10 protein-coding genes are annotated in these 14701 nt (G+C 71.8%); 6 read left to right on the top strand and 4 right to left on the bottom strand.

Annotated features, from left to right (window positions below):
- Positions 1 to 112: 112 nt before the first annotated feature.
- The 4 genes from ACWEK3_RS07425 (at position 113) to ACWEK3_RS07410 (ending at position 7034) form a co-directional block, all read left to right on the top strand.
- Positions 113 to 4156 carry a Pls/PosA family non-ribosomal peptide synthetase gene (locus ACWEK3_RS07425; RefSeq protein WP_453249151.1) on the top strand — a complete coding sequence of 1348 codons (4044 nt, stop codon included), beginning with the start codon at positions 113 to 115 and terminating at the stop codon, positions 4154 to 4156.
- A gap of 29 nt (positions 4157 to 4185) precedes the next feature.
- Positions 4186 to 4878 (top strand): BPL-N domain-containing protein, encoded by a 693-nt coding sequence (locus tag ACWEK3_RS07420; protein ID WP_450545709.1) that lies wholly within the window; start codon positions 4186 to 4188, stop codon positions 4876 to 4878.
- Positions 4879 to 4967: 89 nt separating this feature from the next.
- The gene (locus tag ACWEK3_RS07415; protein ID WP_450545707.1) at positions 4968 to 5645 is read left to right on the top strand and encodes a response regulator transcription factor; all 678 of its coding nucleotides are present in this window, start codon (positions 4968 to 4970) and stop codon (positions 5643 to 5645) included.
- A gap of 3 nt (positions 5646 to 5648) precedes the next feature.
- Complete coding sequence (locus ACWEK3_RS07410) at positions 5649 to 7034, top strand: HAMP domain-containing sensor histidine kinase (protein WP_450545705.1); 1386 nt, start codon at positions 5649 to 5651, stop codon at positions 7032 to 7034.
- A gap of 40 nt (positions 7035 to 7074) precedes the next feature.
- On the opposite strand, the gene ACWEK3_RS07405 is transcribed toward ACWEK3_RS07410, so the two are convergent.
- Entirely contained in the window at positions 7075 to 7494 is a 420-nt protein-coding gene (locus ACWEK3_RS07405; protein ID WP_450545703.1) for a hypothetical protein, read from the bottom strand.
- Between the two features lie 308 nt (positions 7495 to 7802).
- Positions 7803 to 8612 carry a M15 family metallopeptidase gene (locus ACWEK3_RS07400; protein ID WP_450545701.1) on the bottom strand — a complete coding sequence of 270 codons (810 nt, stop codon included), beginning with the start codon at positions 8610 to 8612 and terminating at the stop codon, positions 7803 to 7805.
- Positions 8613 to 8789: 177 nt separating this feature from the next.
- Between ACWEK3_RS07400 and ACWEK3_RS07395 the strand changes: the two genes are divergently transcribed.
- Positions 8790 to 9734, top strand: a complete 945-nt coding sequence (locus tag ACWEK3_RS07395; protein ID WP_450545699.1) for an ATP-binding cassette domain-containing protein — start codon at positions 8790 to 8792, stop codon at positions 9732 to 9734.
- Positions 9731 to 10492 carry an ABC transporter permease gene (locus ACWEK3_RS07390; RefSeq protein WP_141367568.1) on the top strand — a complete coding sequence of 254 codons (762 nt, stop codon included), beginning with the start codon at positions 9731 to 9733 and terminating at the stop codon, positions 10490 to 10492. Before ACWEK3_RS07395 ends, ACWEK3_RS07390 begins: the two co-directional genes overlap by 4 nt.
- Here the strand turns inward: ACWEK3_RS07390 and ACWEK3_RS07385 are convergent.
- Complete coding sequence (locus tag ACWEK3_RS07385) at positions 10476 to 13619, bottom strand: BTAD domain-containing putative transcriptional regulator (RefSeq protein ID WP_450545696.1); 3144 nt, start codon at positions 13617 to 13619, stop codon at positions 10476 to 10478. The two genes, ACWEK3_RS07390 and ACWEK3_RS07385, sit on opposite strands and share 17 nt — an antisense overlap.
- 90 nt (positions 13620 to 13709) lie before the next feature.
- On the bottom strand, positions 13710 to 14528 hold the full coding sequence (locus tag ACWEK3_RS07380) for an SAM-dependent methyltransferase (RefSeq protein WP_453249150.1): 819 nt from the start codon (positions 14526 to 14528) through the stop codon (positions 13710 to 13712).
- Positions 14529 to 14701: the final 173 nt, after the last annotated feature.

Raw genomic sequence — 14701 nt, 5'->3', positions numbered from 1 at the left:
TTCTCAGTGTCTTCTCAGCAGGCGTCACCGAGGCTGGAGGTGTCCTGAGGACGACCGGGTCCTTTTCGACACCGGGCAAGCGAGTCCTTCTCGCATCGAAGAGGGGGAGCCCATGGTTTCCCGCACCGCAGCGCCACCCGTCTCTCCTCACCGGGCCCGTGCGGCCCCGGCGACCGGGGGCACCGGTGACCGGCTGAACCGCTTCTTCGACGACGCCTGCGACCGCACTCCGTCAGCCCCGGCCCTCGAATGCGGGTCGCGGCTCCTGACCTACGCCGATCTCGACACGCGGGCCAATCGGGTGGCCCGGCATCTGCACCGTGCCGGCATCGGTCCGGGCAGTCGCGCGGCCCTGGTGCTGCCCCGGTCCGTGGACATGTACGTGTGCCTGCTGGGCGTGTGCAAGGCGGGCGCGGCGTTCGTGCCGATCGACCCGGCCGCGCCGCCGGACCGGGTCGCCTTCATCCTGGGCGATGCGGGCGCGGCCGTGGTGCTGACCACGTCGGCGCTCGCGTCCGGCGCCGCCTGGGCGGAGCGGTGCCGGACGTGCCCGGTGATCGAGGTCGACACATGCGCCGCGGATCTCGCCGCCCTGCCGCCCGAACGGCCCGCCGTCGCGGCCGGGGGCGCGGACGATCCGCTGGCATACGTGATGTACACCTCGGGGTCCAGTGGCAGGCCGAAGGGCGTGGAGATCGCGCAGTCGAGCATCTGCAACTTTCTGCGCGTGGTGGCACCGGTCTACGGCATCCGGTCGCACGATCGCGTGTACCAGGGCATGACCCTCTCGTTCGACTTCTCCATCGAGGAGATCTGGCCCACCTGGGCGGCCGGCGCCACACTCGTCGCCGGACCGGTCGGCCCCGGACAGTTGGGCGACGATCTCGCCGACTTCCTTCATGAGCACCAGGTCACCGCTCTGTACTGCGTCCCGACACTGCTGGCGACGATGTCCCGTGACCTCCCGCGGCTCCGCGAGGTCGTCGTCGGCGGCGAGGCGTGCCCCGCCTCACTCGTCGAGCGGTGGAGCACGCCGGGACGGCGCATCCTCAACACCTACGGGCCGACCGAGGCAACCGTCACCGCCACCTGGCAGGAACTCCGGCCGGGGCGTCCGGTGACCATCGGCCGCCCGCTGCCGACCTGCTTCGCCGTCCTCCTGGACGAGCGGCTGCGGCCCGTGCCGCACGGCGCCGTCGGTGAGATCTGCCTGGGCGGTCCGGGCCTCGCACGCGGCTACACGGGACGGCCCGACCTGACCGCGGAGCGCTTCGTCCAGCACCCCTTGGCGCCCGGCTCGGGCCGCCTGTACCGCACCGGAGACCTCGGCAGGATGACCGACGACGGGGAGATCGAATACCTCGGCCGGGCCGACGCCGAGGTGAAGATCCGCGGCTACCGGGTGTCCCTGGAGGAGATCGACAACGTACTGCTGGAGGACCCCGGCGTGGCCCAGGCGGCCACCACCCCCGTGTCGCCGCGCGACGGACCCGACGGTGACCGTGTTCTCGCCGCCTACGTCGTACCCGTCGGGGACGGCGCGGTCCCCGACGACGATCTCGCCGCCCGGCTGCACCGGCGCCTGCGCCGGTCGCTGCCCGCCTACATGGTGCCCGCGACGCTGGACTTCCTCGATCGGCTGCCCGTCATGCCCAGCGGCAAGACGGACCGTACGAAACTGCCCGCACCCACCGGCCGCCGCCTCGCCGGCACCGGCCCTGTGGCGCCGGTCCGAGACCGGCTCGAGGCCAGAGTGCGCGACGCCTGGGCACGGACGCTCGGCATGGACCCCGGCGAACTCTCCGCGGAGGCCGACTTCTTCACCGACCTCGGCGGTCACTCACTGCTTGCCGCCCGCGCGGTGTCGCTGCTGCGCGACCCGGCAGGCGGACCCGGCCCCACCCTGCGTGACCTGTACGAGAACCCGACCGTGACCGGCTTCGCGGCACGGCTGCGCGCCGCGGCCGACGCCTCCCGCGCGCCGCGGCAGCCCCGCCCCGCCCCCTTGCGGCACGGCCGCGCCCGCATCGCGCGGGCCGGACTCCTCCAGGCAACGGCCTTCTACGCACTGCTCTTCCTGCTCACCGGTCCGGTGGCCGCGTCCTTCGTGCTGACTCACGGACGGGTGTCGGGCAGCGCGGCCGTCGGGCCGGCCGTCTCGGTACTGGCCGGCTGGTTCGCCGTACGCTGGCTGGTTCCCGTCCTTCTCGCGCGGCCGCTGGCGGCGGGCATCCGGCCCGGCCGGTACCCACTCTGGGGGGCGACGTACCTGCGGCTGTGGCTGTTGGACGTGCTGCTGCTGGGGATCAGCCCGCTGCGGATACTCAGCGGATCCCCGCTCATGGGCCCGTACCTGCGGCTCCTCGGTGCCCGCGTCGGCCCCCGCACCACCATCGCCACCGGCTTCGTCGGCCTGCCCACGCTGCTGGGCGTCGACCGGGACGCCACGATCGGCTACGGTGCCACGCTGCGCCCCTGGCACGTCGCCGACGGATGGGTCACCATCGCCCCGATCACCGTCGGCGAGAGGGCGTACGTCGGCGCCAACGCGGTCCTCGAACCAGGCGCCTACCTGGGCCCCGGGTCCGCGCTCGGTGAGCAGTCCGTGTCGGGCCCGGGCAAGGCCGTCCCGGCCGGAGCGCGCCGCGCCGGATCGCCCGCACGCCCGGTCGAGGCACTCGCCCCGCTCGTCGAGACGATGCTGCGCGACCGGACCGAGGCGGATCGCTGGCGGCCCCGCCAACTGGCCGCCGTCGTGCTCGGTCTGGTCCTGCTGGAGTCCATCGTGGTCGCCGCGGCCGTGCCGAGTGCCGCCCTGCTCTGGTGGGCCTGGTCGAGCGGTGGCACGCTCGCCGGTCTCGCTGCGATCATGCTGTCCGGCCCGGTCTTCGTGGCCACGGTGTGCCTGGTCGTCGCCGCCGGGAAGCGGGCGGTCCTGCCGAGGACACCCCCCGGAATCCATCCGGCGCACTCGGCGCTGGGCGTGCGCAAGTGGATCGCCGACAAACTGCTGGAGCAGAGCCTCACCCTCACCAACTCGCTCTACGCCACCCTCTACACCGTCCCGTGGCTGCGGCTGCTCGGCGCCCGTGTCGGCCGGCGCGCCGAGATCTCCACCGCGGCGCACATCGATCCCGACCTGCTCACCCTCGGCGACGGCAGCTTCGTCGCCGACATGGCCGGCGTCGGCGTCGCTACCTTCGCCGCCGGGCGCATGGCCTTCGAACCCACCGACATCGGCGAACGCGCCTTCGTGGGCAACGCGGCGCTCGTCCCGGCCGGGACACGGCTCGGCCCGGGCTCGCTCGTCGGCGTGGGCACGGTGCCACCCCCGGAGCGCGTGCCCGCCGGCAGCACCTGGCTGGGTTCACCGGCCCTGCGGCTGCCGGTGCGCCAGGACAGCGGGTCCTATCCGGAGGAGAAGACGTTCCGGCCCACCCGCAAAGCCGTACTCGGCCGCCTGGCCATCGAGTTCTTCCGCGCCACCCTGCCCATGTCGGTGCTCGCGGCCGCGGCCTTGCTGTACCTGCTCGCCCTGTCGGACACCGCCCGCCGCACCGGGCCGTGGGTGCCGCCGCTCGTGTCGCCGCTGTTCGCCGCCGGCGCGGTGCTGGCCGTCATCGGCTGCTGCGTGCTGGCGAAGTGGGTCGTCGCCGGACGGTACCGGCCGCGTGTGGAACCCCTGTGGAGCCTGTTCGTGCGCCGTACGGAGTTCGTCACCGGCCTCTTCGAAGCGGCGGCGGTACCCGCGGGCGTGGGCGCCCTGGTGGGGACGCCCTTCCTGCCGCCGGTGCTGCGCCGGCTCGGTGCCCGCATCGGACGGCGCACCTGGATCGGCACCACGTATCTCACCGAGTTCGACCTCGTCGAGGTGGGCGACGACGCCTCGATCGGCATGTTCGTCTCCCTCCAGACCCACCTGTTCGAGGACCGTGTGATGAAGATGTCCACGGTGACCGTCGGTCCCGCCGCGAGCGTCGGTACGCGGACCGTCGTGCTCTACGACACGCAGGTGGGCGCCGGTGTCCGGCTCGGTGCGCTGTCCCTGGTGATGAAGGGCGAGCGTCTGACGCCGGGCACGAGCTGGCACGGGCTGCCCGCCGAAGGAGACGACAGCGCACCCGCGGCCGGCCGGGCCACGGCGTACCCTCGGTGAGGCAGCTGTGAGGCAGCTGTGAGGCAGCCATGACACACCTGAGGCATTCCGGGGCCGCCGCCGGGCGCCGCCCCCTCGCTCTCGTCTACCGCGGCCCGGCCTCGTCGCCCGGCTGCCCCGAGGCGGTCGCCGGACTGCTCTCCTCCGGGCCGTGGAACCTGGACGTCCGCTTCACCGGCCCGGACGAGGCGCTTCCGCTCTCGGCCGAACTCCTCTCCCAGGCCCTGCTGTACGCCCAGCCCGGTGGCGGCACGCTCGACTCCGCCTACCGGCGACTGCGGCGGCGGCGCCGGGCGATCCGCGACTTCGTCCGCGACGGCGGGCGCTACCTGGGCTTCTGCCTCGGCGGCTACCTCGCCGGGGCCACACCGGGCTTCGGCCTGCTCCCCGGTGACACCGACCAGTACATCTCCTCCCCAGGGGCCACCATCCACGAGGAGAACGACACACTGATCACGGTGACCTGGCGAGGCCGGCCCCGCACGGTGTTCTTCCAGGACGGCCCCCTCTTCGTCCTCGACGAGCACGCCGACGCCATGGTCCTCGCCACCTACGACAATGGCGCCCCCGCCGCCCTCGTGACCCGCTTCGGCAGCGGGCGGGTCGCGGTCACCGGTCCCCACCCCGAGGCCACGACCGACTGGTACACCGACCACGGCCTGCCGGTGCACCACACCCTGGACCTGGCCATGGACCTGGTGGAATCGGTGATGGAGAGCTGACCCCACCGCCGTGCCGCACACAATCCCCGGCTCCCTCCCGGGAAACGGCCGCTCCGCTCCGGAGCTATCGTTGATTCCGAGAGGCTGCCATGCGGACGCTGATCATCGAGGACGAGCACGCACTCGCCGAGGCGATCGCCGACGGACTTGCCACCGAGGGCTTCGTCTCGGACGTGGCACACGACGGCCCGGACGGGCTGTGGCGGGCCCTCCACGAGCCGTACGACGTCATCGTGCTCGACATCATGCTGCCGGGCCTGTCCGGGTACGAGGTCCTCAAGCGCCTGCGGGCGGCCAGAGCCTGGACACCGGTGCTGATGCTCACCGCGAAGGACGGGGAGTACGACGAGGCCGACGCCCTCGACCTCGGCGCCGACGACTACCTGAGCAAGCCCTTCTCCTACGTCGTGCTCGTTGCCCACCTCCGGGCCCTTCTGCGGCGAGGAGCACCCGCACGCCCCGCCGTCCTCACCGCCGGAGACCTCGCACTCGACCCCGCGCGCCGCCGCTGCCGCCGTGGACACCGCGAAATCGACCTGACCGCACGGGAGTTCACCCTTCTGGAATATCTGCTCAGGCACCCCGACGAGGTGATCAGCAAGACGGACATCCTCACCCATGTATGGGACGAGCACTTCGACGGCGACACCAACGTCGTCGAGGTCTACGTCGGCTACCTCCGCCGCAAGATCGACGCCCCCTTCGGCCGCCGGACCATTGAGACCGTCCGCGGTGCCGGTTACCGGCTGCGCGGCGGTGCGGGGTGACCGATGACCGCGAGCATCCGGTACTGGTGGGCCCGCCGATCGCTGCGGCTGCGCCTGACCGCCGCCGCGGCCGCGGTCATCGCCGCCGGGTTGGTCGGAGCCGCCGTGCTGCTCGTCGTCTGGCTGCACGCCAGCCTGATCAGCGGACTCGACCAGACCGCCCTGCAACGAGCCCAGGTCGTGGCGGCGGACGAGGACACCAACCAGATCAGGGCGGAAGTGCTGCCCACCACCGGCCACGGGGGAGTCGCCGTACAGGTGATCGGGGGCAAGGGGAAAGTGCTGGCCAGCTCCGCCAACCTGCGCGGCCGGCCGCCCGCTTTCACCTTCCCGGCGAGCCGGTCCGACACCCCGCACGCCCACACCGTCGACGACATTCCCGTAGGGACGGGCGGGACATGGCGCGCCGTCGGCATCCCCGCGGGCACCGACCGTGACCCGGTGACCGTCTACGTGGCCGTACCCACCGAGAGCGTCGACCACGGACTGGCCCAGCTCACCGTCGGTCTGGCCACCGGAGTTCCGGCGGTCGTCGCCGCCCTCACCGGAGTCGTGTGGCTGCTCACCGGGCGCGCGCTGCGCCCCGTGGACGGCATGCGCGCCCAGACCACGGAGATCACCGCCTCCGACCTGAGCCGCCGCCTCGACGTGCCGCCCGCCGACGACGCGCTCGGCCGGCTGGCCACGACCCTCAACGACCTGCTGGCCCGTCTGGACACATCGACCGGGCGGCAGCGGCGGTTCGTCGCGGACGCGGCTCACGAACTGCGCAACCCCCTGAGCACCCTGCACACCCGCCTGTCCGTCGCGGCCCACCACCCCGGCCTGGCCGACGGGCAGTCCCTCGCCACCGGACTCCTGCCGCAGACCGAACGGCTCACGCGGCTCGTCGACGACCTGCTCCAGCTCGCGCGGCTCGACGCCCGCCCGCGGCTGCGGGCCCGTCCCGTCGACCTGGATGAAATCGTCTTCACCGAAGTGCGCGAAGCCCGTCGGCGCACCCGGCTCGTCATCGACCAGCACGCCGTCGGCGCGGCACGGGTGGCGGGCGACGAGGACGCCCTCGCCCGTGTCGTACGCAACCTGCTGGACAACGCGCTGCGCCATGCCGGCACCCGGATCGACGTCAGCCTCCGCACACTCGGCGACACCGCACAGCTGACCGTCGCCGACGACGGGCCGGGCATCCCCGAGGCCGACCGTGAGCGCGTCTTCGGGCGCTTCACCCGGCTCGACGACGCCCGGGCCCGGGACACCGGCGGCAGCGGTCTCGGCCTCGCCATCGTCCGCGACACCGTCACGGCCCACCACGGCAGCACCCGCATCGAGGACAACCGCCCTGGCGCCCGGCTGGTCGTCCTGCTGCCGACGGCGGGACAGGGCCCGTGAGGAAGGAAGCAAGGCGACAGCCGGACATCTCTGCGGTCCCTCAGGCGGTCGTGGCACGCAGCGAGAGGTACTGGAGCACACCGAAACCGGCGACGGTCATGGCCTGCATGGGGATCCAGACGGCACCCGCGGTCGTCGGCGAGAACCAGGCGAGCATCGCGACGATGCTGAGCACGGCCCACAGCACATTCGCGTCGATGACCGCCTTCACCGCGACGGCCGACGGCTGCTTCCGCGTGGCGAGGTAGCCGACCCCCGCTGCGTACAGCACCAGGAAGATGCCGAGCTCGAACAGCAGACCCGATCCGATGCCGAGCAGGTTGCCGACCGGCTTCGAGTCGATCACGTAGACCAGTCCGTTGACGCCGGTGACGACGGCGTCGAGCGCGAGGAAGCGGCGCAGCATGGTCTGCGGGCGGTCGGTGCGGGAGAGGGTGCCGAGCAGGGTGGTGGCGGACATGCCGATCAGCCTCCGTCGAGGTCGAAAACGCTGGTCAAGGGGGCCGTGGCCGGTGTGGAGCGGGCCGCCCAGGCCCCGGTGACTCCCACCTTGACCGGTTCCGCACGGAAGATCGATTACCGCTGAGGTAATGAGGCAGGCCGGCTGGTAGCAGGACCCGGCGGACGAGACCCTCGTCCGCCACCCTGACGTCTCCGTCCGTCGTCCGATCCGACGGCCTCAGCCACCCGCATCGAACCCGAGCCGCTCGCAAGGGCGTTGAGGGCATGGCCGTGGCCGACGGTACGGAAGCGTCGGATTCCGGCGGTTCAGCGCCCCGCCGTGAGGGACTGCCGGCCGACGGGGAAGTCGAAGTAGGTGTCCGGGTAGGGCTCGGGCTTGTAGGTGTAGTGCCACCACTCCTCGGCGAGGTTCACGAACCCCAGGTTCTCCAGCGTGCTCTTCAAGAGCATCCGGTTGGCGCGCTGTTGCCCCTGGATCCTGGGGTCGAGCGTGTGGGCGAGGGTGTCGAAGCAGTCGAAGCCGGTGCCCATGTCCAGGGAGTTGTCCGGGAAGCGTTCGGCCTGGGGCGCGTAGCAGGGGACCAGCGGCTTGTGGGGGACGTAGGGGCGGGTAGGGCCGACCGGGAGCCTGACGATGGTCAGGTCCATCGTCGAGCCGCGACTGTGGCCGGACTTCGCGGCGATGTAGCCGTCCTCGAACAACCGGGTCTTGTCGACCTGAGGGTAGAACTCGCCCTTCATGGCATGGTCGTCGAGGTCCTGGGCCCAGCGGACGAAGTGGTCGACGGCGCGCTGGGGCCGGTAGCAGTCGTAGACCTTGAGGCTGTAGCCCTTTCGCAGCAGCTGCTGCTGGGCCGTGTGAAGTGCCTGGGCGGCGGGGCGGGTGAGGATGCAGAGCGGCTGTCGGTAGCCGTCGATGCGCTGACCGACGAAGTTGTGGGGGGTGAAGTAGCGGATCTCCTGGATGATCGTCGGATCCACGGTGCTCAGCGCGACGAAGTCCTCGGGCGCCTTGGGCTCGGGGGCCGCCCGGGCGGTGGCAGGGGCGGCGGTCACGGTGAGCAGGGCGGCAGCGGCGGCGAGCAAGCCACGTGCGGCGCGAATCAGACGTGTCATGCCCCCTTCATCTATCAGGGGCGGGGGCCATGGGGGAAGCGATCGCACACGAGGTTCGTCCGGAAGCCTGCCCGGAGGATACGCCGTCCGGCGCGGGCGGTGCGGTGGAACGCCGTGTCAGTGGTCGTGTCAGGGGCGTGACAGGTGGGTGTCAGGCCCGGCGGGGACGGTGGGGGCATGAACAATTCGGCGATCGCGGTTTCAGGGCTGCGGAAGGCTTATGGCGACAAAGTCGTGCTGGACGGCATCGACTTCGATGTCGCCGCAGGATCGGTGTTTTCCCTGCTCGGCCCGAACGGGGCGGGCAAGACGACGACGGTGAACGTCCTGGCGACGTTGATGCAAGCCGACGCCGGGACGGTGCGCGTCGCCGGGCACGACGTGGTGACCGCGACCAAGGAGGTGCGCGCGGTCATCGGCGTGACCGGTCAGTTCGCAGCGGTGGACGAACTGCTGTCGGGCCGAGAGAACCTTCAGATGATGGCGGACCTGAAGCGGGTGCGCTCCGGTGACCGCGTGGTCGCGGGGCTGCTGGAACGGTTCGATCTGATGGAGTCGGCGGACAAGCCGGCGTCGACCTACTCCGGCGGTATGCGCCGGAAGCTGGACCTGGCGATGACGCTGGTCGGCAACCCGCGGATCATCTTCCTGGACGAGCCGACGACGGGTCTCGACCCGCGCAGCCGGCGCACGATGTGGGGGATCGTCCGCGAGTTGGTGGCCGACGGCACCACCATCTTCCTCACCACCCAGTACCTCGAGGAAGCCGACCAGCTCGCCGACCGGATCGCGGTGCTCGACCAGGGCCACCTGGTCGCCCAGGGCACCCCCGAGGAGCTCAAGCGCCAGGCCCCCGGGAGCCACGTCCGGCTCCGGTTCACCGACCTCTACGAACTCGGCGCGGCGGCACGGGTCCTGACCGGCTCCACACGGGACGACCAGGAACTGACCCTGCGCGTTCCCAGCGACGGCGGGTCCAAGTCGCTGCGGGCCCTGCTGGACAAGCTCGACGAACACACCATCAACGCAGCGGAGTTCTCGGTGCACACGCCGGACCTCGATGACGTATTCCTCGCCCTGACCGGGCGCACGCGCACGAGCACGGAGGCGATCGCGAAATGAGCAGTGTCTCGACGTCGTTCGGCGACGCGGCGATCATGCTGCGCCGCAACTTCAAGCACACGGCCCGGAATCCGGTCACGGTGTTCCAGGCGGTCCTGTTTCCCATCGTGATGATGCTCATGTTCGTCTACGTGTTCGGTGGCGCCTTCAAGGTCGAGGGAAAATACGTCGATTACGCGGTGCCGGGCCTGATGGTGATGGCCATCACCTACGGGTTGGGGCCGACCGCGGCGGCCGTGAACGGCGACATGACGAAGGGCATCATCAACCGGTTCAAGGCCATGGACGTCTCTCACGGCGCCGTGCTGGCCGGTCACGTCGTCTCCACGACGGTGCGCAGTCTGATCGCCGACGCGGCCATCATCGGCGTCGGCTTCGCGATGGGATTCCGTCCCCATGCGAGCTTCCTCCAGTGGCTCGCCGCGATCGGCATCATGCTGCTGCTCGCCTTCGCGACCAGCTGGCTCACGGTCGCCATGGGCCTGGGCGCGAAGACCGCGGAGTCGGCGGGTCTGGCCACCGTGCCGCTGATCATGCTGCCGTTCCTGAGCAGCGCGTTCGTGCCCGCCGACACGATGGGGACCGGCGTGCGGCAGTTCGCGGAGTACCAGCCCTTCACCCCGATCATCGAGACGCTGCGCGGGCTGCTGGCGGGCAACCCGTCGAGCGGCGACGCGATCGCGGCCCTCGCCTGGTGCGTCGGGCTCGCCCTCCTCGGATACGTGTGGGCGGTCTCCGCGTTCAGGAAGCGAGCGTGACCTCGACCAGCTGAGACCAGCCGGTCCGCGTCCCCTCCCGAGCCGCCTCGGCGAACTTCGCGTCACCGAGGCGGTTCCGCGCGGCCTGCTCGATCCGGGCGGTGTCCGGCTGAGAGCGGTCCTCGAGCCCGCGCACGCCGAGGCTCGCCCCGAGCAGCCGCGCGGCCTGCTCGTGCTCACCGCGACGCAGGGCCAGGTCCGCGACCCCGACGAGCACCTGCGCGAGCAGCGGCGCGTACCCCGCCTCGGCCGCCGCCTCACAGGCCGCCGCGCGGTGCGCGCGGGCCTCGCCGAGGTCGTCGGCGAGGTAGCCGAGCAGGTCGTGCGTCCCCGCGCGGATGTTCGCCCTTTCCGCTTCGTCGCCCAGCATGGCCGTCGCGACGCCGAGTTGCCCGCGCGCCTCCGCGGCGTCGCCGCCCCACCGGGCGAGTGCCGCCCTCGCGAGGGCCAGCTCGGCCAGCGCGTCCGGCCAGGTGACCCGCTCCGCGCACCGCTCGGCCTCGGCGATGGCGGCCGCACCGGCGGCCTCGTCGCCCAGCAGCCAGTACAGCTGCGCCTGCCGCGACCGCATGCGGATGACGTCCTCGACGGCGCCGACCTCGGTGACGACCGCGATCGCCTGCTCGTAGTGCTCGCACGCACCGGCGAACCCGCCGCGCACGGCGGTCCGCTCCGCCAGCTCGGTCAGGGCGAGCGAGATCCCGAACCGCTCGCCGAGCGCCCGGAACTCGGCGAGCGCCGTCTCCAGGTACGCGTCCGCGTTTCCCGTGTCCTGACCGAGCACGATCCGCATCTTGCCCAGGTGCCACCGGGCCAGCGCGCGCACCCAGGGGTCCTCGTCGTCCAGCAGTGGTTCGAACGCGGACAGGGACGCGTCGGGCGCCCGCAGTATGCGCTCCAACGCGTCGACAAGCCCCATGTGCGGATGGCGGCGCCCGCCGATCCGGCTGAGCCGGTGCGCCTCGTGGATCCACTCCGCCGCCTGGCGCTCGTCGTTGCGCCCGGAGGTCACGAACAGCACGATCAGCGCGTACACCGTGGCCCGCACCTCGTCGGACACCTCACCGGGCGTCCTGGCGGCCGCGGTGATCAGCTCGATGCCCTCGGTCCTGTGCCCGCCGAGCCACCAGTACCAGCCGGCGCCCGCCGCCAGCCGCATCGCCGACTGCGCCTCGCCCGCCGCGAGCGCACCGCGCATCGCGGCACCGATGTTGTCGTGCTCGGCCCGGAGCGTGGCGAGCCACTCCAGTTGCTCGGCGCGGCGCAGGTGCGGCTCCGCGGTCTCGGTGAGCTCGGTGAAGTAGGCCAGGTGTGCGTGGCGCGCCCGGTCCGATTCCCCCGCGTCCGCGAGCCGGTGCCCGGCGTACTCCTTGATCGTGCCCAGCATGCGGTAGCGCGGGGCGCTGTCGCCCTCGGTGAGCAGCAACGACTTCTCGGTCAGCGCGGTGAGCAGATCGAGCACCTGCTCCCGCTCGACCGCGTCGCCCGCGCAGACCCGTTCGGCCGCCTCCAGACTCGCCCCGCCGGCGAACACCGAAAGCCTGCGCAGGACCATCCGCTCGGGCTCGGTGAGCAGCTCCCAGCTCCAGTCGACCACCGCGCGCAGCGTCTTGTGCCGCGGCAACGCGGTGCGGCTGCCGCTGGTCAGCAGGCGGAACCGGTCGTCGAGCCGGTTGGCCAACTGTCCGATGGACATGGTGCGCAACCGGGCCGCGGCCAGTTCGATCGCCAGGGGCATCCCGTCCAGCGCCCGGCAGACGCGCACCGCCGTTGCCAGCGTGGGGGCGTCGACCGCGAGATTCCGGCGCACCGCCCCGGCCCGGTCCCGCAGCAGCTGGACGGCGGGCGAGGACTCGATCCGACCCGGGTCCGCGTCCCCCTCCGGCAGGGCCAGCGGCTCGACCAGCCACAGCGCCTCCCCGGTGATGCCGAGCGGTTCCCGGCTCGTCGCCAGGATCCGCAGCCGCCGGCACTCGCCGAGCACCCGGTGGGCGAACACCGCCGCCGACTCGATCACGTGCTCGCAGTTGTCCAGGATCAGCAGCGCCTCCCGCTCGCGGACGGCGGCGATGAGCCGGTCCGTCAGCTCCGCGTTCGGGGCCCCGCCGAGCAGGGCGTCCCGCAGGCCCAGCCCGGCGAGCGCCGACTGCGCCACGTCACCGTCCGCCCCGATGGCGGCCAGCTCCACCAGCCAGGCCCCGTCCGGCAGGTCGCCGAGCAGCGTGCGCGCGGTCTCCGTGGCCAGCCTCGTCTTCCCCGAGCCACCCGGCCCGATCACGGTGGTGAGCCGGTGCCCGGCTATCAGCTCACGCACCGCCGCGACATCGGCGCCCCTCCCGACGAAGGTGGTCAGCTCGGCGCGCAGGTTGGTCTTGCCGCTCCGCTCTCTATGCCCCAATTCGCCCCGCAACAGTGCGACATGCAACGCGGACAGCTCCGGCGAGGGGTCGACCCCCAGCGTGTCGGCCAAGGCCTCCCTCGCGCGCTGGTACACCAGCAGCGCCTCGCTGTCGCGTCCGGCCGCGACGAGGGCGCGCATCAGCGCGGCGACGAGCCGTTCCCGCACCGGGTGCGCGGCCACCAGGTCGGTCAGCTCCGTGATCATCTCCACACCGCGCCCGAGGGTGACCTCCGCGTCGACCCGCTCCTCGGTGGCGGTCAGGCGCAACCCGTCGAGCCGTACGACCGCGGCGTCGAACGCGGCGCTGTCCTGAAGACCGACGTCCTGCAGGGCCGCACCGCGCCACAGCTCGAGGGCCTGGCGCAGCGGCCGCACCCGCCGGGAGGCGTCCTCGGCGCGTCCCTGGCCCGCGCCGACGAGGCGTTCGAACCGTACGGCGTCGACGGCGTCGGGCTCCACCGTCAACCGGTAGCCGTCCGTCAGGCCCTCGACCACCCCGTCCGGCAGCACCTTCCGCAACCGGGAAACCAAGCGCTGCAGGGCGTTCGTCGCATCGGCGGGCGGGTGCTCACCCCAGATCCAGTCGATGAGCGACGCCTTCGGGACCACGTGACCCGGCTTGAGCGCGAGGGCGACCAGCAGTCCGCGCAACCGCGCACCCGGCACGTCGACCAAGAGGCCGTCGTCCGTGCGAACCTCCAATGGACCCAGCATCCCGATCTGCACCCGCTGATTTTGCCATGGGCGTTCGGCGGGCATCTCCGGGCCGCCAACGCCTCACAGAGGGACGGCCGAGCACCGCATTCGAGGCCGGACCTAGGCCTTCCGGGCCAGCCCGGCGGCGATGAGGCGCTCCCAGACGGTGAGTTCCCGTTGGCCGCTGCCGTTCCACGGGCCTTCGGTCACGTCGGGACGCCACAGGGGTGCGGGGACGATCCCGGGGTCGAGGATCTCCAGGCCGTCCAGCAGGGATTCGATCTCCTCGTCGGTGCGCCACCGGCCGCGGCCGAAGGTCTGCTGGAGGACTCCCTCGGCCTCCGCTGTCTCCGGGTTGTTGCCGGAACGGAAGTGGCTGACGAAGAAGTAGCTCCCCGAGGGCACCTGGTCGCGCCAGTAGCGGACGATTCCAGCCGGGTCCTCCTCGTCGTTGACGTGGTGGAGGATGGCGCTGAACACGACGGCGACGGGACGATCGAAGTCGATCAGCTCCAGGGTGTGCGGGTGGGTACGGACGTCTTCGGGGTTCCGTACGTCGACCGGGACGACGCGGGTCCGGTCGTTCTCCTCCAGCAGCGCCCGACCGTGGACCAGCACTTGGGGGTCGGTGTCGACGTACACGACCCGGGACTCCGGAGCGTGGCGTTGCGCGACCTGGTGGACGTTGTCGGCGGTCGGAAGACCACTGCCCAGGTCGATGAACTGCCGTACGCCGGTGGTCGTCACGATCTCCCCGACCGCCCGGGTCAGAGCCGCGCGGTTGGCGAAGGCGATGGCCACCGAGCCAGGAAGGTCACGTTTGAACACGTCGCCGATCTCCCGGTCCACGGCGTAGTTGTCCTTGCCGCCGAGGAGGTAGTCGTAGACGCGGGCGATGCTGGGCTTGGTGGAGTCGATGGAGGCGCCTTCATCCGTCATGGCGAGCATCCTGCCCGCGACGTCGCCAGCAAACCATCACTTTCGGTCGGCCCACAGCCAATCGGCTCGACCTCAGTGCGGCGAACGTCCGGTCCTCGTCATACGACAGCACCACTTACGACCGCACCACTACCGCATCGCCAACAGCTGAGAGGGCTGTCAGTGGGCGGGGG

It is taken from the genome of Streptomyces sp. NPDC004721 (genome assembly GCF_053601495.1).
This window is presented reverse-complemented; position numbering and strand designations above follow the sequence as displayed.

What these genes read in the sequence shown, in the direction of transcription:
- ACWEK3_RS07425 (WP_453249151.1), top strand. Translation starts at nt 113, where the DNA reads ATGGTTTCCCGCACCGCAGCGCCACCCGTCTCTCCTCACCGGGCCCGT.
- ACWEK3_RS07420 (WP_450545709.1), top strand. Translation starts at nt 4,186, where the DNA reads ATGACACACCTGAGGCATTCCGGGGCCGCCGCCGGGCGCCGCCCCCTC.
- ACWEK3_RS07415 (WP_450545707.1), top strand. Translation starts at nt 4,968, where the DNA reads ATGCGGACGCTGATCATCGAGGACGAGCACGCACTCGCCGAGGCGATC.
- ACWEK3_RS07410 (WP_450545705.1), top strand. Translation starts at nt 5,649, where the DNA reads ATGACCGCGAGCATCCGGTACTGGTGGGCCCGCCGATCGCTGCGGCTG.
- ACWEK3_RS07405 (WP_450545703.1), bottom strand. Translation starts at nt 7,494, where the DNA reads ATGTCCGCCACCACCCTGCTCGGCACCCTCTCCCGCACCGACCGCCCG.
- ACWEK3_RS07400 (WP_450545701.1), bottom strand. Translation starts at nt 8,612, where the DNA reads ATGACACGTCTGATTCGCGCCGCACGTGGCTTGCTCGCCGCCGCTGCC.
- ACWEK3_RS07395 (WP_450545699.1), top strand. Translation starts at nt 8,790, where the DNA reads ATGAACAATTCGGCGATCGCGGTTTCAGGGCTGCGGAAGGCTTATGGC.
- ACWEK3_RS07390 (WP_141367568.1), top strand. Translation starts at nt 9,731, where the DNA reads ATGAGCAGTGTCTCGACGTCGTTCGGCGACGCGGCGATCATGCTGCGC.
- ACWEK3_RS07380 (WP_453249150.1), bottom strand. Translation starts at nt 14,528, where the DNA reads ATGACGGATGAAGGCGCCTCCATCGACTCCACCAAGCCCAGCATCGCC.